This is a genomic window from Thioclava sp. GXIMD4216 (assembly GCF_037949285.1).
In the GTDB taxonomy this organism is placed as follows: domain Bacteria; phylum Pseudomonadota; class Alphaproteobacteria; order Rhodobacterales; family Rhodobacteraceae; genus Thioclava; species Thioclava litoralis.
In genome coordinates, this window is the sequence record NZ_CP149926.1 from 2656660 (window position 1) to 2683165 (window position 26506).

Below are 26506 nucleotides of genomic sequence, written 5' to 3' on the forward strand. Positions count from 1 at the left end.
TAACGGGGACGCAGCCCGACCGCTATACACGTTCACGACAAAGGGCCCCGCTGATGCAGCGAGGCCCCATGCCAGTTCAGTCAGACCGGTCTCAGTCGCGGCTTTCCGGCGTTTCGACAACACCGAAATCGGCACCGCTATCGGTGTTCGACGGTGCAGCAAGCGCAACCGCCTGCTCTGCCTCGGCGCGCTTGGCCTCGATCACGACACTGTCGCGCTCGCTTGCCACACGACGGACCTGGCTGGTGGCCCCGCCCGTCCCTGCCGGGATCAGACGACCCACGATGACGTTTTCTTTCAGGCCAACCAGCTTGTCGCGCTTACCTTGGACGGATGCCTCGGTGAGAACGCGGGTGGTTTCCTGGAAGGACGCCGCCGAGATGAACGAACGGGTCTGCAGCGAGGCTTTGGTAATCCCCAGCAGAACCGGCTCGCCATGCGCCGGACGAACCCCACGGGCCTCTGCCTTGGCATTGACCTCGTCGAACTCGACCTTGTCGACATGCTCGCCCTTGAGAAGCGTGGTGTCGCCGGAATCCAGCACCTCGATCTTCTGCAGCATCTGGCGCACGATCACTTCGATATGCTTATCGTTGATCTTCACACCTTGCAGACGATAGACGTCCTGCACTTCGTTGATGAGGTATCCGGCCAGAGCCTCGATCCCCATGATGCGCAGAATGTCATGCGGTGCCGGGTTACCGTCCATGATGTAGTCACCCTTCTGCACGAAGTCGCCTTCCTGCACCGGGATGTGCTTGCCTTTCGGCACCATGTATTCGACGGCATCCAGACCTTCTTCACGCGGTTCGATCGCAATGCGGCGCTTGTTCTTGTAGTCTTTCCCAAAGCGCACATAGCCATCGATCTCGGCGATGATCGCGTGATCCTTCGGACGACGGGCTTCGAAGAGTTCGGCCACACGCGGCAGACCACCGGTAATGTCCTTCGTCTTCGCGCCTTCGCGCGGGATACGGGCGACCACGTCACCGGCACGGATGTCCTGCCCCTCGTCAACCGAAAGGATCGCATCGACCGACATCGGATAGATCACCGGGTGACCCGCATCATTGCGGACCGGCTCGCCATCCTGATCAACGATGAAGATCTCCGGCTTGAGGTCTTTTGCACGCGACGACGAACGCCAGTCGGACACGATCTTCTGCGTCATACCGGTTGCTTCGTCCGTGTCCTCGCGCAGCGACAGACCCGCGATGAGGTCCACGAGCTTCGCTTTACCGGCCTTCTCGGCGATGATCGGCAGGGTATAGGGGTCCCATTCGAACAGCTTGGTGCCGCGCTTGACCACATCGCCTTCTTTCACAAAGACATGGGTACCATAGCCGACCTTGTGGCTTGCCAGTTCCTCGCCGTGGTCATTGACGATCACGATCTGCATGTTCCGGCCCATGATGATCTGCTCACCATTCGCGTTCTCAAGCAGCGACGGATTGCGGAACTCGATCTTACCCTCTTGGCTTGCCTCGAGGAAGGATTGCGAGCCACCCTGAGCCACACCGCCGATGTGGAAGGTCCGCATCGTCAGCTGGGTCCCGGGTTCACCGATGGACTGTGCCGCGATGATACCGACGGCCTCGCCCTGGTTGACCATGGTCCCGCGCGCAAGGTCACGACCATAGCAGAGTGCGCAAACGCCCTCTTCCGCCTCACAGGTCAGCGCCGAACGGATACGGATCGACTGCACGCCGGCCGCCTCGATCTGATCGGCTTTACGCTCGTCGATCAGTTCGTTGCGGCGCACCAGCACCTCGTCCGAGCCCGGAACCAGAACGTCATCTGCAGCCACACGGCCCAGAACACGCTCGGACAGCGGCGCAACCACTTCACCATCGTTGATCGCTGCCGAAGCCGTGATCCCCTTATCGGTGCCGCAATCATGCGCACGCACGATGCAGTCCTGCGCCACGTCCACCAGACGACGGGTCAGGTAACCCGAGTTTGCCGTCTTCAGTGCCGTATCCGACAGACCTTTACGGGCGCCGTGGGTCGAGTTGAAGTATTCAAGAACGGTCAGACCTTCCTTGAAGTTCGAGATGATCGGCGTCTCGATGATCTCGCCGTTCGGCTTGGCCATAAGGCCGCGCATACCGCCCAGCTGCTTCATCTGCGTGACCGAGCCCCGTGCACCGGAGTGGGCCATCATATAGACCGAGTTCGGTTCCATCTCGGCACCGTTCTCGTCATATTTCGCAGCCGAAATGGTCGACATCATGGCTTCGGTGACCTGATCGTTACATTTCGACCATGCATCGACAACCTTGTTATACTTCTCGCCCTGAGTGATCAGGCCGTCCATATACTGCTGTTCGAAATCCTTCACCTGATCGCGGACATCATTGACGATGGTCCACTTGGTATCCGGAATCACCATATCGTCCTTACCGAACGAGATCCCTGCCTTGAACGCTTCCTTGAAGCCCATCGACATGATCTGGTCACAGAAGATCACCGACTCTTTCTGGCCGCAATAACGGTAGACGGTGTCGATGACATTCTGCACGTCTTTCTTCCGCAGAAGACGGTTCACCAGATCGAAGGGTGCTTTCGCGTTCAGCGGCAAGAGCGACCCAAGGCGCAGACGGCCCGGAGTGGTCTCGAAGCGGATGAACACTTCGTTGCCGGTCTCGTCGATCTGCTTCACGCGGGCGTGGATCTTGGCATGCAGATGCAGCTCACCCGCGTTCAGCGCGTGCTCCATCTCTTCGATCGAGCCGAAGACCATGCCTTCGCCCTTCATGCCTTTGCGCTCCATGGTCAGGTAGTAAAGACCAAGGATCATATCCTGCGACGGAACGATGATCGGCGCGCCGTTTGCGGGCGACAGAACGTTGTTCGTCGACATCATCAGGACGCGCGCTTCCAGCTGGGCTTCAAGGCTCAGCGGGACGTGCACAGCCATCTGGTCACCGTCGAAGTCCGCGTTGAACGCCGAGCAGACAAGCGGGTGCAGCTGGATGGCCTTACCTTCGATCAGCGTCGGTTCGAACGCCTGGAAGCCAAGACGGTGCAGCGTCGGTGCGCGGTTCAGGAAGACGGGGTGTTCGCGGATGACCTCGTCGAGGATATCCCAAACTTCCGGACGCTCTTTTTCGACAAGCTTCTTCGCCTGTTTCACGGTGCTCGACAGGCCTTTGGCCTCGAGGCGCGAATAGATGAAGGGCTTGAAGAGTTCCAAAGCCATCTTCTTCGGCAGACCACACTGGTGCAGCTTGAGTTCCGGACCGGTCACAATAACCGAACGACCCGAGAAGTCGACGCGCTTACCGAGCAAGTTCTGACGGAAGCGGCCCTGCTTACCTTTGAGCATGTCCGACAGCGATTTCAGCGGGCGACGGTTGGTGCCCGTGATCACGCGGCCACGACGGCCGTTGTCGAACAGCGCATCGACCGATTCCTGCAGCATACGCTTTTCGTTGCGCACGATGATATCGGGCGCACGCAGTTCGATCAGGCGCTTCAGACGGTTGTTCCGGTTGATCACGCGGCGATAGAGATCGTTCAGATCCGAGGTCGCGAAGCGGCCACCATCCAGCGGCACAAGCGGACGCAGTTCCGGCGGGATCACCGGAAGAACGGTCAGCACCATCCACTCGGGACGGTTGCCCGACTCGAGGAAATTCTCGACGATCTTCAGACGCTTGATGATCTTCTTCGGCTTCAGCTCGCCGGTCGCTTCTTTCAGCTCTTCGCGCAGGGTCTCTGCGGTGGCTTCCAGATCGATCCCTGCCAGCATCTCGCGGATCGCTTCAGCACCGATATTGGCGGTGAAAGCATCTGCGCCATACTGGTCCTGCGCGTCGAGATATTCGTCTTCGGTCATCAACTGGCCATACATCAGGTCGGTCAGACCCGGCTCGATGACAACATAGTTTTCGAAGTAGAGAATACGCTCGAGGTCACGCAGCGTCATGTCCAGCATCAGGCCGATGCGCGAGGGCAGCGACTTGAGGAACCAGATATGGGCGCAGGGTGCGGCCAGTTCGATATGGCCCATACGCTCGCGACGGACCTTTTGCAGCGTGACTTCCACACCGCATTTCTCGCAGACAACGCCGCGATATTTCATGCGCTTATATTTGCCGCAGAGGCATTCGTAGTCTTTGATCGGGCCAAAGATACGGGCGCAGAACAGACCGTCACGCTCGGGTTTGAACGTGCGGTAGTTGATGGTTTCCGGCTTTTTGATCTCGCCGTAGGACCACGAGAGGATCCGTTCCGGCGATGCCAGCGACACCTTGATCTCGTCAAACTGCTTGGGCTGTGCCAGCGGGTTGAACGGATTGGTCGTGATTTCCTGGTTCATCTGAAAATCCTTGTTAGGGGGCAGCAGAGGCGGGGGAAAGTAAGGGGGAGGCCCCCTTACTCGTCATCCTCCGCATCCAGGAGTTCCATGTTGAGGCCAAGGCCCCGGACCTCTTTGACGAGAACGTTGAAGGATTCCGGCACGCCGGCTTCAAAGTTGTCCTCGCCCTTGACGATCGATTCATAGACCTTCGTCCGGCCTGCCACGTCATCCGACTTGACGGTGAGCATCTCTTGCAGGGTGTAGGCGGCACCATAAGCTTCCAGAGCCCAGACCTCCATCTCCCCGAGACGCTGACCACCGAACTGCGCCTTACCACCCAGCGGCTGCTGGGTAACAAGCGAGTACGGACCGGTCGAACGCGCGTGCATCTTGTCGTCGACGAGGTGGTGAAGCTTCAGGAAGTACTTCACGCCCACGGTGACCTTACGAGCGAATTGCTCACCGGTCCGACCGTCGAAGACCACCGACTGACCCGAAGTGTCGAAGCCCGCACGACGCAGCGCATCATTGATGTCTTCTTCCTTCGCACCGTCGAAGACCGGCGTGGCAATCGGAACCCCCGTGCGTACGGTCTCTGCCGCTTCCACGAAACGCTCGTCTTCCATCTCGGCGAAGGCGTCCTCATAGGTCTCGTCGCCATAGCCATAGCGCATCGCTTCGCGCACCGGCGTCAGATCGCCCGACTTGCGATAGTCTTTCAACGCCTCGTCGATGCGAAGGCCCAGACCGCGCGAGGCCCAACCCATGTGGGTTTCAAGGATCTGACCGACGTTCATCCGCGAAGGCACGCCCAGCGGGTTCAGAACGAGGTCGACCGGCGTACCATCGGCCAGGAACGGCATGTCTTCAGCCGGAACGACTTTCGACACAACCCCCTTGTTCCCGTGGCGGCCTGCCATCTTGTCGCCTGCCTGAAGCTTGCGCTTCACAGCCACGAAGACCTTGACCATCTTCATCACGCCCGGAGGCAGATCGTCGCCCTGACGGACTTTCTCGACCTTGTCTTCGAAACGCAGATCCAGCGCCTTCTTCTGCGCCTCGTACTGGTCGTTCAGAGCCTCGACTTCTTTCGCGTCGGCTTCGTCTTCCAGTGCGAGCTGCCAGTATTGGCCGCGCGACAGGGTTGCCAGCAGGTCAACCGTGATCTCGGAACCCGGCTTGATGCCTTTGGGGCCCTTGACCGCAGTCTTGCCGATGATCATCGAACGCAGACGGGCGTAGATGTTGCGCTCGAGAATGGCGAGCTCGTCATCGCGGTCGCGACCCAGACGTTCGACTTCCTCACGCTCGATCTGCAGCGCACGTTCGTCCTTGTCCACACCATGACGGTTGAAGACGCGGACTTCCACGATGGTCCCATAGGCACCCGGCGGCAGACGCAGCGAGGTATCGCGCACGTCGGACGCTTTCTCACCGAAGATGGCGCGCAGAAGTTTTTCTTCCGGCGTCATCGGGCTTTCACCCTTCGGCGTGATCTTACCGACAAGAATGTCACCCGGGCCGACTTCGGCACCGATATAGACGATACCGGCTTCGTCGAGGTTGCGCAGGGCTTCCTCACCGACGTTCGGGATATCGCGGGTGATCTCCTCCGGACCAAGCTTCGTATCACGTGCCGCAACTTCGTATTCATCGATATGGATCGAGGTGAACACGTCGTCTTTGTGGATACGCTCGGAGATCAGGATCGAGTCTTCGTAGTTGTAGCCATTCCACGGCATGAAGGCCACGACCACGTTCCGGCCGATGGCCAGATCGCCGTGATCGGTGGAGGGACCGTCAGCGATAACCTGACCCTTCACGACCGACTCGCCCACTTTCACCAGCGGGCGCTGGTTGATCGTGGAGGATTGGTTCGAACGTTTGAACTTGCGCAGACGGTAGATATCGACGCCCGGATCGCCCGGCTCGAGGTCTTCGGTCGCACGGATAACGATACGTGCCGCATCGACCTGGTCGATGATGCCCGAACGGTCCGCCGAGATCGCAGCCCCCGAATCGCGCGCCACGGTCGCTTCCATACCGGTACCCACGAAGGGCGCTTCGGCACGGATCAGCGGCACGGCCTGACGTTGCATGTTCGCCCCCATCAGGGCGCGGTTCGCGTCGTCGTTTTCAAGGAACGGAATCAGTGCCGCACCGACCGAAACAAGCTGCTTCGGCGAAACGTCGATCAGATCGACCGCTTCGTTCGGGTTGAGCATGAATTCGCCGCCCTGACGGGTCGAGACGAGTTCGTTCTTGAAGCGGCCTTCCTCGTCGAGGTCAGCGTTTGCCTGAGCCACGGTGTGGCGCATCTCTTCGGTAGCCGACATATAGACCACGTCATCCGTGACCTTGCCGTCTTCAACCTTGCGATACGGGGTTTCGATGAAACCGTATTTGTTCACACGGGCGAAGGTTGCCAGCGAGTTGATCAGACCGATGTTCTGACCTTCCGGCGTCTCAATGGGACACATCCGGCCATAATGGGTCGGGTGAACGTCGCGCACCTCGAAGCCTGCACGTTCACGCGTCAGACCGCCCGGGCCGAGGGCCGAGAGACGACGCTTGTGCGTGACTTCCGAAAGCGGGTTGGTCTGGTCCATGAACTGCGACAGCTGCGAGGAGCCGAAGAATTCACGCACAGCCGCCGCTGCCGGTTTCGCGTTGATCAGATCCTGCGGCATCACGGTGTCGATCTCGACCGAGGACATACGTTCCTTGATCGCACGCTCCATGCGCAGCAGACCGACGCGATACTGGTTTTCCATCAGCTCGCCGACCGAACGGACACGACGGTTGCCGAGGTGGTCGATATCGTCGATCTCGCCCTTGCCGTCGCGCAGCTCCACCAGACCCTTGATGCAGGCCACGATATCTGCCGGACGCAGCGTCCGTTGGGTATCGGGGGCATCCAGATCCAGACGCATATTCATCTTCACGCGGCCAACAGCGGAAAGATCGTAACGCTCGCTGTCGAAGAACATCGAATCGAACAGATTCGACGCGGCCTCGACGGTCGGCGGCTCACCCGGACGCATGACGCGGTAGATATCCATAAGCGCGCCATCGCGGTTCATGTTCTTATCGGCGGCCAGCGTGTTACGGATATAGGGACCGACATTGACGTTATCGATGTCCAGCACCGGAATCTCGGTGATGCCATTATCGATCAGGGTCTTGACCGAACCACCCACCAGATCGCCATCGCGGTCATATTCCGCGGTCAGCTCGTCGCCTGCTTCGATATAGATGAAGCCGGTCTGGTCGTTGACGATATCCTTGGCGCAGAAGCGACCCAGAATATGGTCGAAGGGCACCAGAAGATCGGTGATCTGACCTTCGTCCTTGATCTTCTTGACCATACGCGGGGTCATCTTGTCGCCCGCTTTGCAGATCACTTCGCCCGAATCCGCATCGACCAGATCATAGGTCGGACGGGTGCCACGCACACGATCGGGGAAGAATTTGGTGACCCAGCCCTGACGCCCTTTGGAGGTGTAGGTTACAGTGTCATAATAGGCATCCATGATGCCTTCCTGATCCATACCAAGCGCATAGAGCAGCGTCGTCACCGGCAGTTTCCGGCGGCGGTCGATCCGTGCGAACACGAGGTCCTTGGCGTCGAATTCGAAATCGAGCCACGACCCGCGATACGGAATGATCCGGCATGCGAACAGCAGCTTGCCCGAGGAATGGGTCTTGCCGCGGTCGTGGTCGAAGAACACGCCCGGGCTACGGTGCATCTGGCTGACGATAACCCGCTCGGTCCCGTTCACGACGAAGGTCCCGTTTTTGGTCATCAGGGGCATGTCGCCCATGAACACGTCTTGTTCCTTGATGTCCTTCACGGAACGCGCACCGGTGTTCTCGTCGACATCGAATACGATGAGGCGCAGGGTGACCTTCAGCGGGGCGCTGTAGGTCATGTCGCGCTGCTGGCATTCCTCAACGTCGTATTTCGGCTTTTCGAGCTCGTATTTCACGAACTCCAAAATCGCATTATCATTGAAATCTTTGATCGGGAAAACCGACTGGAAAACACCCTTGATGCCTTCGCCATCCAGATGCCCCTCCCCTTCGCCGGAGCGCAGGAACAGATCATAGGATGCTTTTTGAACCTCGATGAGGTTCGGCATTTCGAGGACTTCGCGGATCTTACCGTAGTAGCGGCGAATGCGCTTTTGACCAACGTAAGCTTGAGCCATGCTCGTCGTCACCTTTCGTCTTTTCGCGTGCGGCGCAATGTCGGGGCCCATTGCGCAACGCCTGGCGATAAGGGGGGCGGCTCCATACCTGCCAACCGTCCCACCGGTCAGCTCCCGAGCCGCGAACGCCGCCTTGGAGAACACTTTTCAGCAAAAGCACTCTCCGAGACAGGTTCGGCTGGGCCCGGAAACTCCGGACCCAGCCTAGTGTCAAACTCGATGCATACGCACCGAACCCAATTACTTGAGTTCGACTTTTGCGCCTGCTTCTTCGAGCTTTTTCTTGATTTCTTCGGCTTCCGCTTTGTTGGCGCCTTCTTTGACTTTGCCGCCGCCTTCAACGAGTTCTTTGGCTTCTTTCAGGCCAAGACCGGTGATGCCGCGAACTTCTTTGATGACGTTGATTTTCTTGTCACCAGCGTCAACCAGAACGACGTCGAATTCGTCTTTTTCTTCAGCCGCTTCAGCAGCTGCTGCCGGGCCAGCCATCATGACGGCGCCACCGGCTGCCGGCTCGATGCCGTACTCGTCTTTCAGGATGGTTTTCAGCTCTTGCGCTTCCAGCAGCGTCAGAGCAACGATTTCTTCGGCGAGTTTTTTCAGATCAGCCATTTTACTCAGTTCCTAAGGTTTGGGTTTTCCAACGTCGGGCTTCAAGCCACAACGAAGGCCATAACAGTTTGCTTACGCAGCTTTCTCTTCGATGGTCGAGAGAATGCCCGCGATGTTCGAAGCAGGCGCGCCAATGGCACCGGCGATGTTCGAAGCGGGTGCACCCAGGCACGACACGATCTGAGCGATAAGCTCTTCACGCGACGGCATAGCTGCAACGGCTTTAACACCGGCGACGTCAAGTGCATCATTCCCCATAGCGCCGCCGAGGATCGAGAGTTTCTCGTTCCCTTTGGCGTATTCCACGATCACTTTCGCAGCTGCGACCGGATCTTCGGAATAGGAAAGCACAGTCATGCCCGTGAGGTACTGAGCGATGCTTTCGCACGGCTTGTCCGCAAGGGCGATCTTGGCGAGCTTGTTCTTGGCAACGCGCACAGACCCGCCTGCTTCACGCATTTTCGCGCGCAGGTCCTGCATTTCAGCAACCGTCAGGCCTTCGTAGTGGGCAACCACCACGACGCCAGAGCTTTCGAAGATCTGGCCGAGCTCGTCGACCACTTTCTCTTTCTGGGCTCTATCCACAGTTACACTCCAAGTTGGGAGGTTTGACCCTCCGGCTCATTTTGCCGGGGCAGCTGCCCCGACTCGGGGTCCGCAACGGTCCGTCCAAGATCACCTTTGGGGCTTCATGCAAAGCACCTTGGAAATCTGGTCCTTCCCGTCTCAGGCAGGATTTATTAGGTTTGCACCCCACCCACCGTCTCGGACGAATCGTTCCACCATGACCATCAGGCCAGAGGTGCAACAGGCTGCGTTCCTACACCGTCACGCAACACTTGTGAAGCTTTAATTTTCGCTCAACATATAAAAAGAAAGGGCGGCCCGAAGACCGCCCCTCCCCTATCTTTCCGGACCGTGCTTAGTTGCCGGTTGCCGAAGTCAGGTCGATCGACACGCCCGGACCCATGGTCGAGGAGATCGAGACCTTTTTCAGGTAGTTGCCTTTTGCACCAGCCGGTTTGGCTTTTGCAACAGCTTCCACGAACGCGCGAACGTTCTGTGCCAGCTGCTCTTCCGAGAAGGACACTTTGCCGATGCCGCCGTGGATCACACCGGCTTTTTCGACTTTGAACTGGACTTCACCACCTTTGGCAGCTTCCACGGCCGCTTTCACGTCCATGGTCACGGTGCCGACTTTGGGGTTCGGCATCAGGTTGCGCGGGCCGAGGATCTTACCCAGACGGCCGACGATCGGCATCATGTCCGGGGTCGCGATGCAGCGATCGAATTCGATCTTGCCCGACTGGATGGTTTCCATCAGGTCTTCTGCGCCAACGATGTCCGCGCCTGCAGCCTTGGCTTCGTCAGCTTTCGGGCCACGTGCGAAAACAGCAACACGAACCGTTTTACCGGTGCCGTTCGGCAGGGTCACAACGCCACGGACCATCTGGTCTGCGTAACGCGGATCAACGCCAAGGTTCATTGCGATTTCGAGCGTCTCGTCGAATTTTGCTTTTGCATTGGTTTTCACCAGTGCAACTGCGTCCTCGACGGTGATCAGTTCTTTGCCTGCGAATGCTTCGCGTGCGGCTTTGGTGCGTTTACCGAGCTTTGCCATGACTTAGCCTTTCACCTCGATACCGATCGACTTCGCGGAGCCGAGGATGATGTTCATCGCGCCTTCGATGTCGTTGGCGTTCAGGTCCGACATTTTCGCTTCCGCGATCTGACGGACTTGGGCTGCGGTGATGGTGCCTGCAACTTCACGACCCGGTGCAACCGACCCCTTCGGGCGGTTACGCTTGCCAACCGGCTTCAGGCCAGCAGCTTGCTTGATGAAGAAGGACGCGGTCGGTTGCTTCACTTCGAAAGTGAACGACTTGTCGGCATAGTAGGTGATGACCGTCGGGATCTTCGCCTGCTTGTCCATTTCCTGCGTCTTGGCGTTGAACGCCTTGCAGAATTCCATGATATTGATGCCGCGCTGACCCAGTGCCGGGCCTACGGGCGGGGACGGGTTCGCGGAACCCGCTGCGATTTGCAGCTTCAGCTGCCCAACCACTTTCTTAGCCATTTGGCTGCTCCTTCATCACTCTGCCCCGAAGGGCAAGTTTAGTGGTCACGGCGCGGGCTCATTCCCGACACCTCCCACACTCGCTCAGGCGATTTTCTGCACCTGAGTGAATTCCAACTCGACCGGGGTCGGACGACCGAAGATCGATACCGTCACTTTCAGGCGGCTCGCAACGTCGTCAACTTCCTCGACCATCCCCGAGAAGCCCTCGAAGGGCCCGTCGGTCACATTCACATTCTCGCCCACCTCGAAGGTGATCAGGCTGCGCGGCTCGGCCTTCTCGGCCGAAGCGCTCCCACCGCGATTCAGCATGCGGTTCACTTCCGCATCCGACATCGGCATCGGCTTACCCTGATGGCCAAGGAAGCCCGTCACGCGGTTGGTCGAGTTGATCAGGTGATAGCCCTGATCGGTCATATCCATCCGCACCAGCACATAGCCCGGCATGAAGCGGCGCTCCGAGGTGACTTTCTTGCCACGGCGCACTTCGATCACTTCTTCGGTCGGAACGAGAACTTCCTCGATCTCGTCCTCAAGGCCCTTCTCGGCAACGGACTGCCGGATCTGCTCGGCAACCTTCTTCTCGAAATTCGAGAGAACCATCACCGAATACCAACGCTTCGCCATGCTCGAGCCTGCCTTTTCCTCATTCGACGCCCAAGACGCCGCGAATTCCCATTTTGTCGCGCCGTTGCCTTGCGGCCCGACCCCGACACCGAAACAAAACGAGCGCGCACGATCCGAATCGATGCACGCCCTTTTCCGGAGAGTCATGCTCCCATACAGACGTCGCAGGGCTTTTTCAAGCCCGCTCCACCCTATTGGAAGATCAGCCGATCAGCTGGCCGACTCCCAGTCGAATTACGAAATCGACCCCCGAGAAGAACAACGCCGTCAGCGCCGTCAAGACGAGAACCATAACCGAGGTCAGCACCACCTCGCGACGCGACGGCCAAGAAATCTTGCCGGTTTCCGAACGCACCTGCTGCAAGAACCGAAGGGGATTTGCCATTATGCCATCTTCCTCTAGTCGCCCGAAACAGGCTGGCTACATTCACGCGCCGCTACACTCCTGTAGCGCCGACCGTCACCAGCCCGCCAACATGAGCACTTCATCGAAGGAAAGGACTGGCAGGGGCAGAGGGACTCGAACCCGCGACCCTCGGTTTTGGAGACCGATGCTCTACCAACTGAGCTATACCCCTAGGCCGTGAGCGGGAGATACAGACCCCCAAGAGGGAAATCAAGAGACATTTTCAAGGAATCGCCCCTCGGTGTCATTTTCTTCCCCGCCACAGGCCAACCCTTTCCAGCTGCTTGAAATATCCCGGGGTGAATTGGGGCCGCCCCGGCCCCAAGAGGGGCAGCGCCCCTCCCCCGCCAGACCACAAGGGGCGCAAAGCAAAAGGGCGACCCAAAGGCCGCCCTTCCGTATCGCGCATTCTCCCGAAGGATTATGCGAGGATTTTCGACACAACGCCTGCGCCAACGGTACGACCGCCTTCGCGGATTGCGAAGCGCAGACCGTCTTCCATAGCGATCGGTGCGATCAGTTCGACTTCGAACTTCAGGTTGTCGCCCGGCATAACCATCTCGGTGCCTTCCGGCAGCGTAACGGTCCCGGTGACGTCCGTGGTGCGGAAGTAGAACTGCGGACGGTAGTTCGCGAAGAACGGCGTGTGACGGCCACCTTCCTCTTTGGTGAGGATATAGGCTTCTGCTTCGAACTTGGTGTGCGGCTTGACCGAACCCGGCTTACACAGAACCTGACCACGCTCGACGCCTTCACGGTCGATACCGCGCAGCAGGGCGCCGATGTTGTCGCCTGCTTCACCACGATCCAGCAGCTTGCGGAACATTTCCACACCGGTGCAGGTCGTTTTCTTGGTGTCGCGGATACCAACGATTTCCAGTTCGTCGCCAACGTTGATCACGCCGCGCTCGACACGACCGGTCACAACGGTACCACGGCCCGAGATCGAGAACACGTCTTCGATCGGCATCAGGAAGGGCTGGTCAACAGCACGTGCCGGGGTCGGGATGTATTCGTCGACAGCTGCGATCAGCTCACGGATCGAGTTCTCGCCGATTTCCGGATCGCGACCTTCCAGAGCGGCCAGAGCCGAACCCTTGATGATCGGAATATCGTCGCCGGGGAAGTCGTAGGACGACAGAAGTTCACGAACTTCCATTTCCACCAGTTCCAGCAGCTCTTCGTCATCCACCTGGTCAACCTTGTTCAGGTAAACGACCATGTAGGGGATGCCAACCTGACGGCCCAGCAGGATGTGCTCGCGGGTCTGCGGCATCGGGCCGTCAGCTGCGTTCACAACCAGGATCGCGCCGTCCATCTGTGCCGCACCGGTGATCATGTTTTTCACATAGTCAGCGTGGCCGGGGCAGTCGACGTGCGCGTAGTGGCGGGTTTCCGACTCGTACTCGACGTGTGCGGTCGAGATGGTGATGCCGCGTGCTTTTTCTTCCGGTGCGCCGTCGATCTGGTCGTAGGCTTTGAAGTCACCGAAATATTTGGTGATTGCAGCGGTCAGCGTGGTTTTACCGTGGTCAACGTGGCCGATGGTGCCGATGTTGACGTGCGGTTTGTTACGTTCAAACTTTTCCTTTGCCATCTCGCGGGACGCCTCTGGTTTGGGGGGCCGGCTGAAGGCCCGTGACAATATCGCGGGCTAGATATTTCCCCACAGCAGAAAAATCAAGCGGGATAAGTGCATTCGCGCAGCTTTCAGCCATAGTTTTCCTGCCGGAGCATACAGAAGCTTCCCGCGCCGTCTTCCCAACGGGGTCCGCCGTCATCGGCCAAGCGCGACAAAAGCGCACGGCAGGGCCGGACCCTGCGTCAGGAAGATTGCACAAAATGTGAAATCCGGCATGATATTTGTGCAAATTGTTCACTTCATACGCTCGAGTGGCGAATTCTTGCGTAGCCCGCAAGTCACAGTCCCACAGGAGAGGAACCCCTCCCCCTGACTTTTCGTAAGCTACGTCATACACTCGTCATATCTGATACTGCAGGAGGCCATCATGTCATTCGTCGGAACACTCGCCAAAGTTGCCTTGGGAATGTCCCAAGCAAAAGGCGGCTCCAATCTTGCCCGTGCGGGCAGGGGTGAGGTTGGTGGCTCTGGTGGTCTCTTGAATGGTGACGTTGACGGCACCGGCGAAGAGCGCATTGCCAATCTGCTGGGCGGCAAAGTGAATCACCTTGGCCAGTTCAGCGGCAACAGCATGGGCGCCATGCTGGAGCGCCTGGGCCGCAGCGCCTCGCTGGTGCGCCATCGCTCCAGCTCTGCCGGCAGTGGCGGAATGAGCGATGCGATCTCGCAACTGTCGCGCAATATGTGCGGCGCGCGTGGCGGGCTTGGCAAATTGCTGGAACAGCTCTCCGATGCGACCAGCAGTGAATGTCTGGGCAAAACACCGGCGCAGCGCGTCACCTCGGAACGATCCTTCGGTGAAGAGCTGAACTCGGCCTTCGCCAGCGGTGCAGAACCGTGGAAAAAGCCCTCCCCCGCGCAGAATGTCGCGGCCGCTGTTCTGGTGAAAGCACTGCTGCAATCCGCCAAGGCCGATGAGGTCATCGACCAGACCGAGCGTGAAAGACTTCTGTCCAAGCTTGACGGCATGCATGGCGAAGAACGCGCCTTTGTCAAACACGTGCTGGAGGCCCCTATCGATATCGAGCGCCTGACCTCGAAGATCCCGTCGGGTCTGGAGCCGCAGGCCTATGCCGTGTCGGTAATGGCCGCAGACCCTGACTGTGCGAAAGACACCGCTTACCTCGAAGAATTCGCAAATGCGCTCGGTCTGCCCGAGGCCGTCATCGAAAAGGTCCATACCGAGCTGGGCGTTGCCCCTCTGGCCGTGGCCGCCTGATCCACCGGACATCAACGAAAAGGCGGCCCGAAAGGCCGCCTTTTTTATGGCTCATGCGGTAAAGGGGCACCGTGACGCCCCCTCCCCGATCAGTTGAACTTATTGTCGCGCGGGAACCCGCGCGGGGCCATACGCCCCGCCGTCGCCCGCTTGGCTTCCCATTCCGAAAGATCTGTCTCGGTACGGGTGCGCCCTGCCGGATCCTTCCAGCTCAGGCCCTCGGCGGCTGTGAACGTGCGGATGTCGGACAGGCCGCCATCCTTGTATTTCTGCAGGCGCACGCCCTTGCCCTTCGCCATTTCAGGCAGCTCGCCCAGCGGGAAGACAAGCACCTTGCGGTTCTCGCCCACCACGGCCACCATATCCCCAGACACCGGCACACAGGCCGCGGTCTGGTCAGGGGCTTTCACATTCAGCACCTGCTTGCCGCTCTTGGTCTGGGCGATCAGCTCTTCTGCCGGACAGATGAACCCGTCCCCCGCCGTCGAGGCCAGCAGATATTTCTCGCCCTCTTTCGGCACCAGAACATGGGTGATCTCCACCTCGTTCGGGATATCGGCCATCAGACGGACCGGCTCGCCCATACCCCGCCCGCCGGGCAGATTGGCCCCCAGCACGGTATAGGCACGACCATTCGCGCCCAGCATCACAATGCGGTCGGTCGTCTCGGCATGCAGCGCAAAGCGCGGGCCATCGCCATCCTTGAACTTCACTTCGGCATCAAGCGCATTATGGCCCCGCATCGCGCGGATCCAGCCCATCTGCGACAGGATCACGGTGATCGGCTCGCGCTCGATCATCGCTTCGATCGGTACCTCCTCGACCTCGCCCGCATCGGCAAAGCTGGTGCGGCGGGCGCCAATCGCAGTGCCCTTGCCGAATTGCTTGCGCATATCCTTCAGCTCGGTGCCGATGGCCTTCCACTGCAGCTTCTCCGAGCCCAGAAGCTCTTCAAGACCTGCCCGTTCGGCCAGAAGGTTATCGCGTTCCTGCCGCAGCTCCATCTCTTCGAGACGGCGCAAGGACCGCAGGCGCATATTCAGGATCGCCTCGGCCTGCACTTCCGTCAGGAAGACAGCCGCGCCATCGGTCACGGCCCAATTCTCGCGCATAAGCGCGGGCTTGGCCTCATCCTCGGTGCGGATGATCTCGATCACGCGGTCAAGGTTGAGATAGGCGATGATATAGCCGTTCAGGACCTCAAGGCGGTGGGCGATCTTGTCGAGACGATGCTGCGAACGACGGCACAGCACATCGCGGCGGTGATCCAGAAACGCCCGCAGCACCTCCTTGAGCGAGCAGACCTTGGGCACCCGCCCGTCGATCAGCACGTTCATATTCATCGAGAACCGGACCTCGAGATCCGAATTCTTGAACAGCATCCCCATCAGCATCTCGGGCGCGACCGTCTTGGTCTTGGGCTCGAGCACGATGCGCACATCCTCGGCGGATTCGTCACGCACATCAGCCAGCGCCGGCACCTTCTTGGTCTGGATGACCTCGGCCAGACGCTCGATCAGCTTGGATTTCTGCACCTGATAGGGGATCTCGGTGACAATCACCTGCCATTGGCCGCGACCAAGGTCCTCGACCTCCCATTTCGCCCGCAGACGGAACGCGCCGCGCCCCGTGCGATAGGCGGTCAGGATATTCTCGCGCGGCTCGACGATCACGCCGCCGGTCGGGAAATCCGGGCCCGGGATAAAGTCGATCAGCGCGTCATCCTCGATCGCGGGCTTGGCAATCATCGCCAGACAGGCCTCGACCAGCTCGTCAAGGTTATGCGGCGGGATATTGGTCGCCATCCCTACGGCAATCCCCGAAGCCCCATTGGCCAGCAGGTTCGGGAAGGCGGCGGGCAGAACCACCGGCTCTTCCAGCGTGCCGTCATAATTGGGGCGGAAATCGACGGCGTTCTCGGCCAGCCCTTCCAGCAGGCTTTCCGAGGGCTTGGCCATCCGCGCCTCGGTATAGCGCGAGGCGGCGGGGTTATCGCCGTCGATATTGCCGAAGTTACCCTGACCGTCGACCAGCGGATAGCGCATGGCGAAATCCTGCGCCAGACGCGCCATCGCATCATAGATCGCCGCATCGCCGTGAGGGTGATAGTTGCCCATCACGTCACCGGAAATCTTGGCCGACTTCCGGAAGCCCCCCGTCGAGGACAGTTTCAATTCGCGCATCGCATATAGAATGCGGCGATGCACGGGTTTCAGCCCGTCTCGTGCATCGGGCAGCGCCCGGTGCATGATCGTGGATAGCGCATAGGTCAGATACCGGTCGCCGATTGCACGGCTTAACGGCTCGGAGGACAGCGCCGAAGGAATCTCATCATCATGCTCGCTCATGGGCCAAATCTCTAAAGCGGCAGCGGCTTTCGGTCCAGCCGCAATTTCAAACTGCTGCGGAACCCGAACGGCCTTGACGCGTTAGCCCCGAAAGCGCAATCACGGGCATGTTATCATCCGTGGGTTCTGCCAGACCCGCGGACAGGGGGAATTGTTAAATGTTGAAATTGACGTTCAATACGTTAGTCGCTCTTTTTTTAGTCATGGTGATTGCGGGCCGCGAGGACAAACCGGCACAGATCGCACAGGCACCGGCCACAGGCGCGCAGGCTGCAAGCGGGCTGATCCAAGCCGCCGTGTTGACCGATGAAACGGTGAATGCCGCGCTTGTCACCCCTGCGGCGGCAGCCACGGTCCCGCAAGACGCCGCCGCGCCGGTACATACGCCGAAATCCGCCGCCATTACCCGCGCCTTTCCGAAACCGATGCCCGGCCCTGCCCTGCGCAGCTCGCCCGAGTATCGCGACCTCCACGCCGAGGCAGCCAGCACCTTTGGTCAGGAGACTCCGGCCGATATGCAGGTCTGGCGGGTGACGGCCGGCGCGCTCAATGTGCGGTCGGGGCCTGCGGCCTCGTATCAGCGCGTCGATGGGGTCACACGCGGCGAGGAAGTCCAGATGATTGCCCAGAACGGCGGCTGGGCAAAAATCCGCATCGAAGGCGATGGCATCGAGGGATGGGTGTCCAAACGCTTCCTCTCGCCCGCCAATTAATCCGCCGTTCCAGACAGCAGGCACAAGGCCGCAGTCCCACAGGCTGCGGCTTTTTCTTGCGCCCCTGTGCAGGAGTGCCTACGCAGTTTCCGTCATTTCAAGGAGAACCGGCATGGCCAAAACGATCCTGATCACAGGCTGCTCTTCCGGCATCGGCTATGATGCGGCGCATGGGCTGAAAGCGGCAGGCTGGACCGTGATCGCCAGTGCCCGCAAACCCGAAGACTGCGACAGGCTGCGTGCCGAGGGGCTGCAATGCGTGCAACTCGACATGGCCGACCCCACCTCTATCGCACGCGGTTTCGCACAGGCCCTGGAGCTGACCGGCGGGCGGCTGGATGCGCTTTACAACAATGCGGCCTTCGCCTGCCCCGGTGCCGCCGAAGACCTGCCCGCAGGGGCGCTGCGCGAGATCTTCGAGACCAACCTCTTCGGCCTGCATGATCTGACCTGCCGCGCGATCAAGGTGATGCGCCAGCAGGGCGAGAATGGCGAGGGGCGTATTCTGCAATGTTCCTCGGTGCTTGGCCTAGTGGGCGTGCGCTGGCGGGCGGCCTATGTGTCGACGAAATTCGCCCTTGAGGGGCTGACCGATGTGATGCGGCAGGAAATGAAGGACACCGGCATCAAGTTCGTGCTGATCGAACCCGGCCCCATTACCTCCCGCATCCGCGCCAATTCGATCCCGCATTTCGAACGCTGGATCGACTGGCGCGCCTCGCCGCGCCGCGCACAATATGAAGCGAGCCTGCTCAAACGCCTTTATGAACCCAAACAGGGCCCCGACAGATTCGAGCTTCCGGCCTCTGCCGTGACACGGAAAATCCTGACCGCGCTCACCGCACAGCATCCACGCGCACGCTATGCGATCACGGTTCCGACCCATATTATGGCCATTGCCCGCCGATTTTTGCCGGTGCGTGCCCTTGATTGGCTTGCAAGCAAAGGTTGACGCCCTAAGATGCGCCCGACGTAACACCCTGTTCGGAAAGAGGAACCAGATGGTCGTCTTGAACAAGATTTACACCCGCACCGGCGATGGCGGACAAACCGCGCTGGTCGACGGGCAACGCGTCGCGAAATCCTCTGCGCGCGTGAACAGCTATGGCACGGTCGATGAGCTGAATGCCGTGCTCGGGCTGGCGCGGCTCCATGCCCAAGGCGATCTGCAGGACCAGATTGCGCGCATCCAGAACGACCTGTTCGACCTCGGTGCCGATCTGGCGCGGCCCGATCCGGAGCGCGATGAGCAAGCGGGCTACGAGGTTTTGCGTATCCTCCAAAGCCAGACCGACCGGCTGGAGACCGAAATTGACGCAATGACCGCCGTGCTGGAGCCCCTGCGCAGCTTCATCCTCCCCGGCGGCACGGCCTGCGCGGCGCATCTCCACCATGCCCGCACCGTGGCCCGCCGCGCGGAACGCGAAGCCGTGGCCCTGATGGAGGTGGAACAGGTCAACCCACATTCTGTCAAATATCTCAATCGTCTATCGGATTGGCTCTTTGCCGCAGCGCGGATGGCCAATGACGAAGGGCGCAGCGATATCCTCTGGGTTCCCGGCGCGAACCGGTAGCAGGAACATTCCGTATAGCAGACGCGACTCCATGCCGCAGCGAGACTAAGGTGGGTCGGTTTTCCCCTGTTTCTCTGCAGCGCCGCGTTGTAACAATAACCCCGAACTCCAATTTAAGCCCCGTAAGGGCCAGAAAACTAAGGGAGCACCACGCATATGAAGGTCCTCGTACCCGTCAAGCGCGTGATCGATTATAACGTGAAAGTCCGTGTGAAAGCGGATGGGAGCGGTGTCGATCTGGCGAATGTGAAAATGTCGATGAACCCGTTCGACGAAATCGCCGTGGAAGAGGCGATCCGCCTGAAGGAAAAGGGCGCGGCGACGGAGATCGTCGTGGTGTCGATCGGCGTCAAGCAGGCGCAGGACACGCTGCGCACCGCACTCGCCATGGGCGCGGATCGTGCGATCCTTGTTGAGGCCGCCGAGGATGTTCACACCGATATCGAGCCGCTCGCTGTCGCCAAAATTCTGGCCAAAGTGGTGGCCGAAGAGGCCCCCGGCCTGGTGATTGCTGGCAAGCAAGCCATTGATAATGATATGAATGCTACGGGCCAGATGCTTTCGGCTCTGCTGGGCTGGTCGCAGGCCACCTTCGCGTCTTCGGTGGAAATCACCGGCGACGAGGCACAGGTGACGCGCGAGGTCGATGGCGGCTTGCAGACCATCAAGGTCAAGCTTCCCGCGATCATTACCGCCGACCTGCGCCTAAACGAGCCGCGCTATGCGTCGCTGCCCAACATCATGAAGGCAAAGAAAAAGCCGCTGGAAGCGAAAACCGCGGCCGATTACGGCGTCGATGTCGCGCCGCGTCTCGAAATCGTCAAAACTGCCGAGCCCGCAGGCCGCGCCGCAGGCGTGAAGGTCGGGTCGGTCGACGAGCTGGTGACGAAACTCAAAGAAGCGGGGGCTCTGTAATGGCTGTTCTTCTGATTGCAGAAATCGCAGGCAAAGAGGTCGCGCTGGACGCCACCGCAAAGGCGCTTTCGGCGGCTGTGGCCTTGGGCGACGTGACCGTTCTGGTCGCGGGTGAAGGTGTGGATGCCTCCACCGTGGCCGGACTGTCGGGTGTCAGCAAAGTCGTGAATGTCGATGATGCGGCCTATGCCCACGGTCTTGCCGAACCGCTGGCCGATCTGATCGTCGCGATGGCGGGCGGGTTCAGCCATATCGTTGCGCCCTCGACAGCCTCGGCCAAAAACGTGCTGCCGCGCGTGGCGGCCCTGCTGGACGTGATGGTGCTCTCGGATGTGACGGCCGTTATCGATGCCGATACGTTCGAACGCCCCGTCTATGCCGGAAACGCCATCCAGACCGTGAAGTCGAAGGATGCGACCAAAGTTCTGACCGTGCGCACCGCATCTTTCGAAGCGGCTCCGGCAGGCGGAGCAGCCGCCATCGAAGCCGGTGCGGCAACGGGCGACAAAGCCCTGTCCGCTTGGGTCGAGGACCGCGTTGCCGAAAGCGACCGTCCGGAACTGACCTCTGCCAAAATCGTGGTCTCGGGTGGCCGCGGCGTTGGGTCGGAAGAGGATTTCGCGATCATCTCCGCATTGGCCGACAAGCTGGGCGCGGCAGTTGGTGCATCGCGCGCCGCCGTCGACTCGGGATTTGCGCCGAATGATTGGCAAGTGGGTCAGACCGGCAAGGTCGTTGCCCCCGATCTTTATATCGCCTGCGGTATTTCGGGTGCGATCCAGCACTTGGCGGGGATGAAGGATTCGAAGGTGATCGTCGCGATCAACAAGGACGAAGAAGCACCGATCTTCCAAGTGGCCGATTACGGTCTGGTGGCGGATCTCTTCACGGCTGTTCCGGAACTCACCTCGAAAATCTGATCCACTAGATCAGCGAAAGCTAGAAAGGGGGGCCTTACGCCCCCCTTTTTGCATCAGATCATCTTTGCCAGAACCGGGGCAAGCGCCTCGGCGATTTCGTCATGCACCTGTGGTCCCGGCATGGTCAAAGCTGCGGGCTCTTCCATCGCGGCGAAATGCATCCCCTCGGTCCCCGACCGGCGCGCCTGCATCGACGGCTCTATCTCGACCACAACATCGGCGCGGGAACGCACCTGATCCAGCATATCTTTCGTCACCATCAACGGCTCTGGCCCCAACGGATCATTCTGTGCCGGATCGCCGTAATCATGCAGCGATAGCAGCACCTTGCGTCCCGGAATGCGGTCCAGCAGCTTGTTCATCCGCGAGACCCACGCCATCTGCAGTTCCTGCGCCAGCGAGTCGAACCGGTCGGGTGCGCGGCGTTGCAGGGCTGTCAGCATATGGCGCGTAAAGTTGAATTCGGTGAAATCCACATCGTTGAAGACCGCGCGCATCAGATTTGAAGCGCGCAAGAAACGGTCATTCCGGCGCGGATGCACGGCGTAGAACCGGTTCGACATATTCTGCGCGCCCATCAGCTGAATCACGCTGACATGCGATTTTTGCAGAATTTCGGTCATCTGCGGCTCGTGTAGAAATACGTCGATACCAGCATTGAGGTAGCCGAAATTCACGACCTGCATACCGATCTTCTGTTCGACCAGTTCCGGCCAAGGCGTCTCTACGAACTTACCATAGGTTTCGGACCCGCCAATCGCGGATACGAACGGAACGTCAAGCCGACGCCGCGGCCCACGAAACAACAACTTGGACTTACCGTATCTGCACGGGAAGTAATCAAGGGCTCCATCGCCCGGATATTCGAAGGCCATCTCCCACCTCAGTCTCTAATCACCCGAGAGCAGTCTGCTACAAACCCCTTACCAAACCACTAAGGTGAAAATTTGGCACACCGGATTGACCATAAGCTTTCCCCTTGCGGCGAAAGCCTTTGGCACCCTACTGTGCAGTTGCAGAAATGAGAGGGGGATCGCCATGACGATTCAGACAGTTGGCATCGTAGGTGCAGGGCAGATGGGCAACGGGATTGCCCATGTCTTCGCGCTTGCCGGGTTTGAGGTTCTGCTGAACGATATTTCACAAGACGGGCTGGATAAGGGCCTTGCGACGATTCGCAAGAATCTGGACCGGCAGGTTTCACGTGAAAAAATCACGGCCGAAGAACGCGACGCGGCTCTGGCCAAGATTTCGACAACGCTCACCCTGACCGATCTGGGGCCGATGGATCTGATCATCGAGGCCGCAACCGAACGCGAATCGGTCAAATCCGCCATTTTCGAAGATCTGCTACCGCATCTCGCGCCGCATACGATTCTGGCCTCGAACACCTCGTCGATCTCGATCACGCGCCTCGCCTCGCGCACCGACCGGCCCGAGAAATTCATGGGCGTCCATTTCATGAACCCTGTGCCGGTGATGCAGCTCGTCGAGCTGATCCGCGGCATCGCCACCGATGATGTCACCTTCAGCGCGCTGAAGGAAGTTGTTGAGAAGCTTGGCAAAACCCATGCAAGCGCCGAAGATTTCCCGGCCTTCATCGTGAACCGCATCCTGATCCCGATGATCAATGAGGCGGTCTATGCGCTTTACGAGGGCGTGGGGAATGTGATCTCGATCGACCAGTCGATGAAACTGGGCGCGGCACATCCGATGGGGCCGCTGGAGCTGGCGGATTTCATCGGTCTCGACACCTGCCTCGCCATCATGAACGTGCTGCATGACGGGCTGGCCGATACCAAATACCGCCCCTGCCCGCTGCTGACGAAATATGTCGAAGCCGGATGGCTGGGCCGCAAATCGGGTCGCGGTTTTTATGATTATCGCGGCGAAACGCCGGTCCCGACACGCTGACACGAAGCCCGGGTCATGCCGGGCTTTTTTTACCCGCGCAGGGACAGCGTTTCCTCGCGCATATCCGCAAGCCATTGACGCGGATTGCCAAGCGCCTCTGCCATCTCGTCGGGCTGTTTGACATGCCCGATAATAGGGCGCTGCGGCTTGTGAAACGCCGCGCGGATCTCGTAAAGCAGCAAAGACTGACGCAACGTCGCGGAAAGCTGATTGGCAATCTGGTAAAGCCGCGAATTATGCGTCGGGAAGCGGACCGGCAGCACCTGCGCTTTCGAACGCGCCACCATTTTCGCGGTAAAGGGGTTCCACTCTTTCTCGACCACCGGGCCGAAGAAACTGTCGGAGGCCGCCACAGACCCTGCCGGAAACAACACGATACAGCCGCCACGTTTGAGATGGAGCATGGCGTCGGCCCGCATCTTCAACCCCTCCTCTCGCGCATTCGGTTCATGGGCGAAGGGCACGGGGATCATGAATTGCGCGATCTCGGGAAGACCGGTCAGCAAATTGCGTGTCAGGATCTTGTAATCCCCGCGCACCCGCCCGATCACCTCGGCCAGCACCATCCCGTCCACCAGACCATGCGGATGATTGGCCACGATCACCAAGGGCCCCTTGGCCGGAATACGCGCGATCTCCTCGGCGGGCGTCGTCACCGTAACCCCCATGATCTCCAACGCCTGCGCCCAGAAGGCCTGCCCCGCAGGGATACCGCGCGCTTCGAACTGCCGTATGACACGCAGGATCTGCACCTTGGCTGTGGCCCACTCGACAAGCCGGATCACCAGACGTTTGAACGGATTGCTGAAGGTGCCCGCATAGGACAGGCGGCGCTTGTCATAGGGCTTCTGAACCGTCTGGAACCCCTCGTCTGTCCGGATGTCTTCGGCAGTCCTGTCGCGCTGCAAGACAGAAGACTGCCCCGTCACCCCGGCCCCTTTCAACTCAGATTGCGGCATCTGGTTCATGACAGACCTCTTGGTTTGCACTGCGCGACGCGCGGGCTAGAACCCCTCGCCGAAATAGTCGCCCACAAGGGCGGAAAGCGCCTGCATCAGCGCGTCGGCTTCCGGTCCGCTTGTCTGAACCTCGATCGACGTTCCACGTGAAGCAGCCAGCATCAACAGCCCCATGATAGAATCCCCCGACACACTCATCCCGTCTTTCGAGACCTCGGCACGGGCGTCGAACCTTTCAACGACCTCAACGAATTTGGCAGAGGCACGCGCATGCAGCCCCTTCTCGTTTATGATCTTAAGCTCCTGATGCGCCATGCATTCCTTCCCTGCTCCCATAGGCAGAGTAACTATTGATATATTTACGCCCTGCATCAAGAGCCGCTTCGACAGCGGCATGCACACCAAGGCTTCTGGACTTCGCAAGCTTGATCAATAGTGGCAAATTGGCACCATAAATGATCTCGCGCTCGCAATTCTCGCAGGCTTTCAGGCTCAGATTGGACGGGGACGCGCCGAACATATCGGTCACCACGACAACTCCGTCGCCGCTATCCACAGAATCCGCCGCAGCCCGAATCTCGATCTGCTTTTCTGCGCGGTCATGGCCATCCTCGATCGTGATGGCGCGGATGCCCATCTGCGGCCCCACGACATGCTCCACCGCCGCGAGATACTCGCGGGCCAATCCACCATGAGCGACAATCACGATCCCGATCAAGCGCCGTTTCCCGTTCCAGATGCGGGCAGCTCTACCCCCCGCCGTTCCAATTCTCTGTGGCGTTTAGACACGTGCCACCCCGCCTCTGCAAGAGCACCAGAGACAGCTTCCGTCAGGGCAACCGAGCGGTGTTTGCCCCCTGTACATCCAAAGCCTACGGCCAAATGTGTTTTCCCTTCCTCAACATGGGCAGGCAAAGTGAAAAGAAGAAGCCCCATCACCTTGTCGAAGAAGTCACGATAGCGTGGATCTGCGGCCACATGTGCGGCCACAGACGGGTCACGCCCGTCCTTGGGCCGCAATTCCGGTTGCCAATGCGGATTGGCCAGAAAGCGGCAATCGAACATCACATCAAGCCCGCGCGGCACCCCACGCTTATAGCTGAAACTATGCACCGAGACCGCCAATCCTGCCGTCTTGCGCTGATCGAACAGGCGATTGATCTCGGCGCGGGCATCATGGACCGTCATCGTGGAACTGTCGATCAGGATATCCGCCCGCACACGGATCGGCACCAACAGATCAATCTCGCGCAGGATGCCTTCTTCGGGCGCATCATCGGGCGACAGCGGATGACGGCGGCGCGTCTCGGAGTAACGGCGCTGCAGAACGGCTGCGTCCGCATCCATGTAAAGCACTTCGAGCTGGATCTCGGGCTCGCGCGTCAGGCGGTCGATCAACTCGATCAAACGGGTTGCACTGAACTCGCGGTTCCGGACATCGATTCCCAACGCAATCGGCTGGAGCACCGGCCCGTCCAGCACACGCGGCACCATCGAAAGCGGAAGATTGTCGATGGTCTCGTAACCAAGATCCTCAAGCGCCGCAATCGCAGTCGATCGCCCCGCTCCCGAAGGGCCGGTGACCAGCACAACGCGCTGGCTTCGCTCGTCTGTTCCACAATGGGCCGCTTCGGTCACGCCACTCTCCCGGCTTTCAGAAATTGCCAGATCGCTGCATCAAGATGACTATGTTGCGCCTGCAGCACAAGAGGCAGAGAGACCCCGTAGAGAGAGATATTGCGCTGCGGCGGAAGCCTTTCTGTCTCGATCCGGTCAAGATCCACAACCAAAGAGAGAATTGCATTACTCAAAGCATCCGCAGATAGAATCCCGACGCCGCGCGCCTCTATGCGCCCGCGGATAGCCAACGGCGCCGATGCCAGTATCTGTCCAGATTCGCATCGGAGGTCGGTTCTGTCATCCGCGACAAGATGTGCCCCGAAGGCCATAAGCCGCAGTGCGAGCGTCGATTTCCCGCTGCCGGACGCGCCCATAATCAGCACAGCGTGCTGCGCATCAAGGGCCACACAGCTTGCATGCAGATTGTGGCGAACACTCATCTG

Annotated in this window: 23 protein-coding genes and 1 tRNA gene; 7 read left to right on the forward strand and 17 right to left on the reverse strand. The window is 59.7% G+C overall.

Features of this window, described 5'->3' with window-relative positions:
- Positions 1 to 91: 91 nt before the first annotated feature.
- From rpoC to tuf, 10 genes are all read right to left on the reverse strand, one after another.
- Positions 92 to 4324: a DNA-directed RNA polymerase subunit beta' gene (rpoC, locus tag WDB88_RS13025; RefSeq protein ID WP_339108099.1), complete on the reverse strand. Its 4233-nt coding sequence runs from the start codon at positions 4322 to 4324 to the stop codon at positions 92 to 94.
- A gap of 56 nt (positions 4325 to 4380) precedes the next feature.
- Positions 4381 to 8517, reverse strand: a complete 4137-nt coding sequence (rpoB, locus tag WDB88_RS13030) for a DNA-directed RNA polymerase subunit beta (protein WP_339108100.1) — start codon at positions 8515 to 8517, stop codon at positions 4381 to 4383.
- Between the two features lie 240 nt (positions 8518 to 8757).
- A complete protein-coding gene (gene rplL, locus WDB88_RS13035; protein ID WP_339108101.1) occupies positions 8758 to 9129 on the reverse strand; it encodes a 50S ribosomal protein L7/L12 in 372 nt (123 codons plus the stop codon).
- 72 nt (positions 9130 to 9201) lie between these two features.
- Entirely contained in the window at positions 9202 to 9714 is a 513-nt protein-coding gene (gene rplJ, locus WDB88_RS13040; RefSeq protein ID WP_339108102.1) for a 50S ribosomal protein L10, read from the reverse strand.
- Between the two features lie 337 nt (positions 9715 to 10051).
- Positions 10052 to 10750: a 50S ribosomal protein L1 gene (gene rplA, locus WDB88_RS13045; RefSeq protein WP_339108103.1), complete on the reverse strand. Its 699-nt coding sequence runs from the start codon at positions 10748 to 10750 to the stop codon at positions 10052 to 10054.
- A 3-nt stretch (positions 10751 to 10753) separates the two neighbouring features.
- Entirely contained in the window at positions 10754 to 11206 is a 453-nt protein-coding gene (rplK, locus tag WDB88_RS13050) for a 50S ribosomal protein L11 (protein ID WP_339108104.1), read from the reverse strand.
- Positions 11207 to 11290: 84 nt separating this feature from the next.
- On the reverse strand, positions 11291 to 11833 hold the full coding sequence (gene nusG, locus WDB88_RS13055; RefSeq protein ID WP_339108105.1) for a transcription termination/antitermination protein NusG: 543 nt from the start codon (positions 11831 to 11833) through the stop codon (positions 11291 to 11293).
- 202 nt (positions 11834 to 12035) lie between these two features.
- Entirely contained in the window at positions 12036 to 12218 is a 183-nt protein-coding gene (secE, locus tag WDB88_RS13060; RefSeq protein WP_339108106.1) for a preprotein translocase subunit SecE, read from the reverse strand.
- A 117-nt stretch (positions 12219 to 12335) separates the two neighbouring features.
- A tRNA-Trp gene (locus tag WDB88_RS13065) sits at positions 12336 to 12411 on the reverse strand.
- Positions 12412 to 12660: 249 nt separating this feature from the next.
- On the reverse strand, positions 12661 to 13836 hold the full coding sequence (gene tuf / locus WDB88_RS13070; RefSeq protein WP_339108092.1) for an elongation factor Tu: 1176 nt from the start codon (positions 13834 to 13836) through the stop codon (positions 12661 to 12663).
- Positions 13837 to 14248: 412 nt separating this feature from the next.
- On the opposite strand from tuf, the gene WDB88_RS13075 reads away from it, so the two are divergent.
- Entirely contained in the window at positions 14249 to 15100 is an 852-nt protein-coding gene (locus tag WDB88_RS13075; protein ID WP_339108107.1) for a DUF533 domain-containing protein, read from the forward strand.
- 89 nt (positions 15101 to 15189) lie between these two features.
- Here WDB88_RS13075 and parC read toward each other — a convergent pair whose 3' ends face one another.
- On the reverse strand, positions 15190 to 17448 hold the full coding sequence (gene parC, locus WDB88_RS13080; RefSeq protein ID WP_339108108.1) for a DNA topoisomerase IV subunit A: 2259 nt from the start codon (positions 17446 to 17448) through the stop codon (positions 15190 to 15192).
- A 158-nt stretch (positions 17449 to 17606) separates the two neighbouring features.
- Here parC and WDB88_RS13085 point away from each other — a divergent pair, with 158 nt between their 5' ends.
- From WDB88_RS13085 to WDB88_RS13105, 5 genes are all read left to right on the forward strand, one after another.
- Positions 17607 to 18161 (forward strand): SH3 domain-containing protein, encoded by a 555-nt coding sequence (locus WDB88_RS13085; RefSeq protein WP_339108109.1) that lies wholly within the window; start codon positions 17607 to 17609, stop codon positions 18159 to 18161.
- A 112-nt stretch (positions 18162 to 18273) separates the two neighbouring features.
- Positions 18274 to 19113 carry an SDR family NAD(P)-dependent oxidoreductase gene (locus WDB88_RS13090; RefSeq protein WP_339108110.1) on the forward strand — a complete coding sequence of 280 codons (840 nt, stop codon included), beginning with the start codon at positions 18274 to 18276 and terminating at the stop codon, positions 19111 to 19113.
- 49 nt (positions 19114 to 19162) lie between these two features.
- Entirely contained in the window at positions 19163 to 19735 is a 573-nt protein-coding gene (locus WDB88_RS13095; RefSeq protein ID WP_339108111.1) for a cob(I)yrinic acid a,c-diamide adenosyltransferase, read from the forward strand.
- Between the two features lie 156 nt (positions 19736 to 19891).
- Complete coding sequence (locus WDB88_RS13100; protein WP_339108113.1) at positions 19892 to 20650, forward strand: electron transfer flavoprotein subunit beta/FixA family protein; 759 nt, start codon at positions 19892 to 19894, stop codon at positions 20648 to 20650.
- Positions 20650 to 21570 carry an FAD-binding protein gene (locus tag WDB88_RS13105; protein WP_339108114.1) on the forward strand — a complete coding sequence of 307 codons (921 nt, stop codon included), beginning with the start codon at positions 20650 to 20652 and terminating at the stop codon, positions 21568 to 21570. Before WDB88_RS13100 ends, WDB88_RS13105 begins: the two co-directional genes overlap by 1 nt.
- Positions 21571 to 21623: 53 nt before the next feature.
- Here the strand turns inward: WDB88_RS13105 and WDB88_RS13110 are convergent, their stop codons facing one another.
- Entirely contained in the window at positions 21624 to 22445 is an 822-nt protein-coding gene (locus WDB88_RS13110; RefSeq protein WP_339108115.1) for a DUF6473 family protein, read from the reverse strand.
- 163 nt (positions 22446 to 22608) lie between these two features.
- Between WDB88_RS13110 and WDB88_RS13115 the strand changes: the two genes are divergently transcribed.
- A complete protein-coding gene (locus WDB88_RS13115; RefSeq protein WP_339108116.1) occupies positions 22609 to 23484 on the forward strand; it encodes a 3-hydroxybutyryl-CoA dehydrogenase in 876 nt (291 codons plus the stop codon).
- Positions 23485 to 23513: 29 nt separating this feature from the next.
- Here the strand turns inward: WDB88_RS13115 and WDB88_RS13120 are convergent, their stop codons facing one another.
- Genes WDB88_RS13120 through WDB88_RS13140 form a run of 5 tightly spaced genes read right to left on the reverse strand, consistent with a single transcriptional unit; the run spans position 23514 to position 26503 of the window.
- Positions 23514 to 24452 carry a lysophospholipid acyltransferase family protein gene (locus WDB88_RS13120; protein ID WP_339108117.1) on the reverse strand — a complete coding sequence of 313 codons (939 nt, stop codon included), beginning with the start codon at positions 24450 to 24452 and terminating at the stop codon, positions 23514 to 23516.
- A gap of 36 nt (positions 24453 to 24488) precedes the next feature.
- Positions 24489 to 24758 (reverse strand): HPr family phosphocarrier protein, encoded by a 270-nt coding sequence (locus WDB88_RS13125; protein ID WP_339108118.1) that lies wholly within the window; start codon positions 24756 to 24758, stop codon positions 24489 to 24491.
- Positions 24739 to 25161, reverse strand: coding sequence for a PTS fructose transporter subunit IIA (locus WDB88_RS13130; protein ID WP_339108119.1), 423 nt, complete (start codon positions 25159 to 25161; stop codon positions 24739 to 24741). The genes WDB88_RS13125 and WDB88_RS13130 overlap by 20 nt, the downstream gene beginning before the upstream one ends.
- A complete protein-coding gene (gene rapZ / locus WDB88_RS13135) occupies positions 25158 to 26081 on the reverse strand; it encodes an RNase adapter RapZ (RefSeq protein WP_339108120.1) in 924 nt (307 codons plus the stop codon). The genes WDB88_RS13130 and rapZ overlap by 4 nt, the downstream gene beginning before the upstream one ends.
- A complete protein-coding gene (locus WDB88_RS13140; RefSeq protein WP_339108121.1) occupies positions 26078 to 26503 on the reverse strand; it encodes an HPr kinase/phosphatase C-terminal domain-containing protein in 426 nt (141 codons plus the stop codon). The genes rapZ and WDB88_RS13140 overlap by 4 nt, the downstream gene beginning before the upstream one ends.
- Positions 26504 to 26506 lie beyond the last annotated feature (3 nt).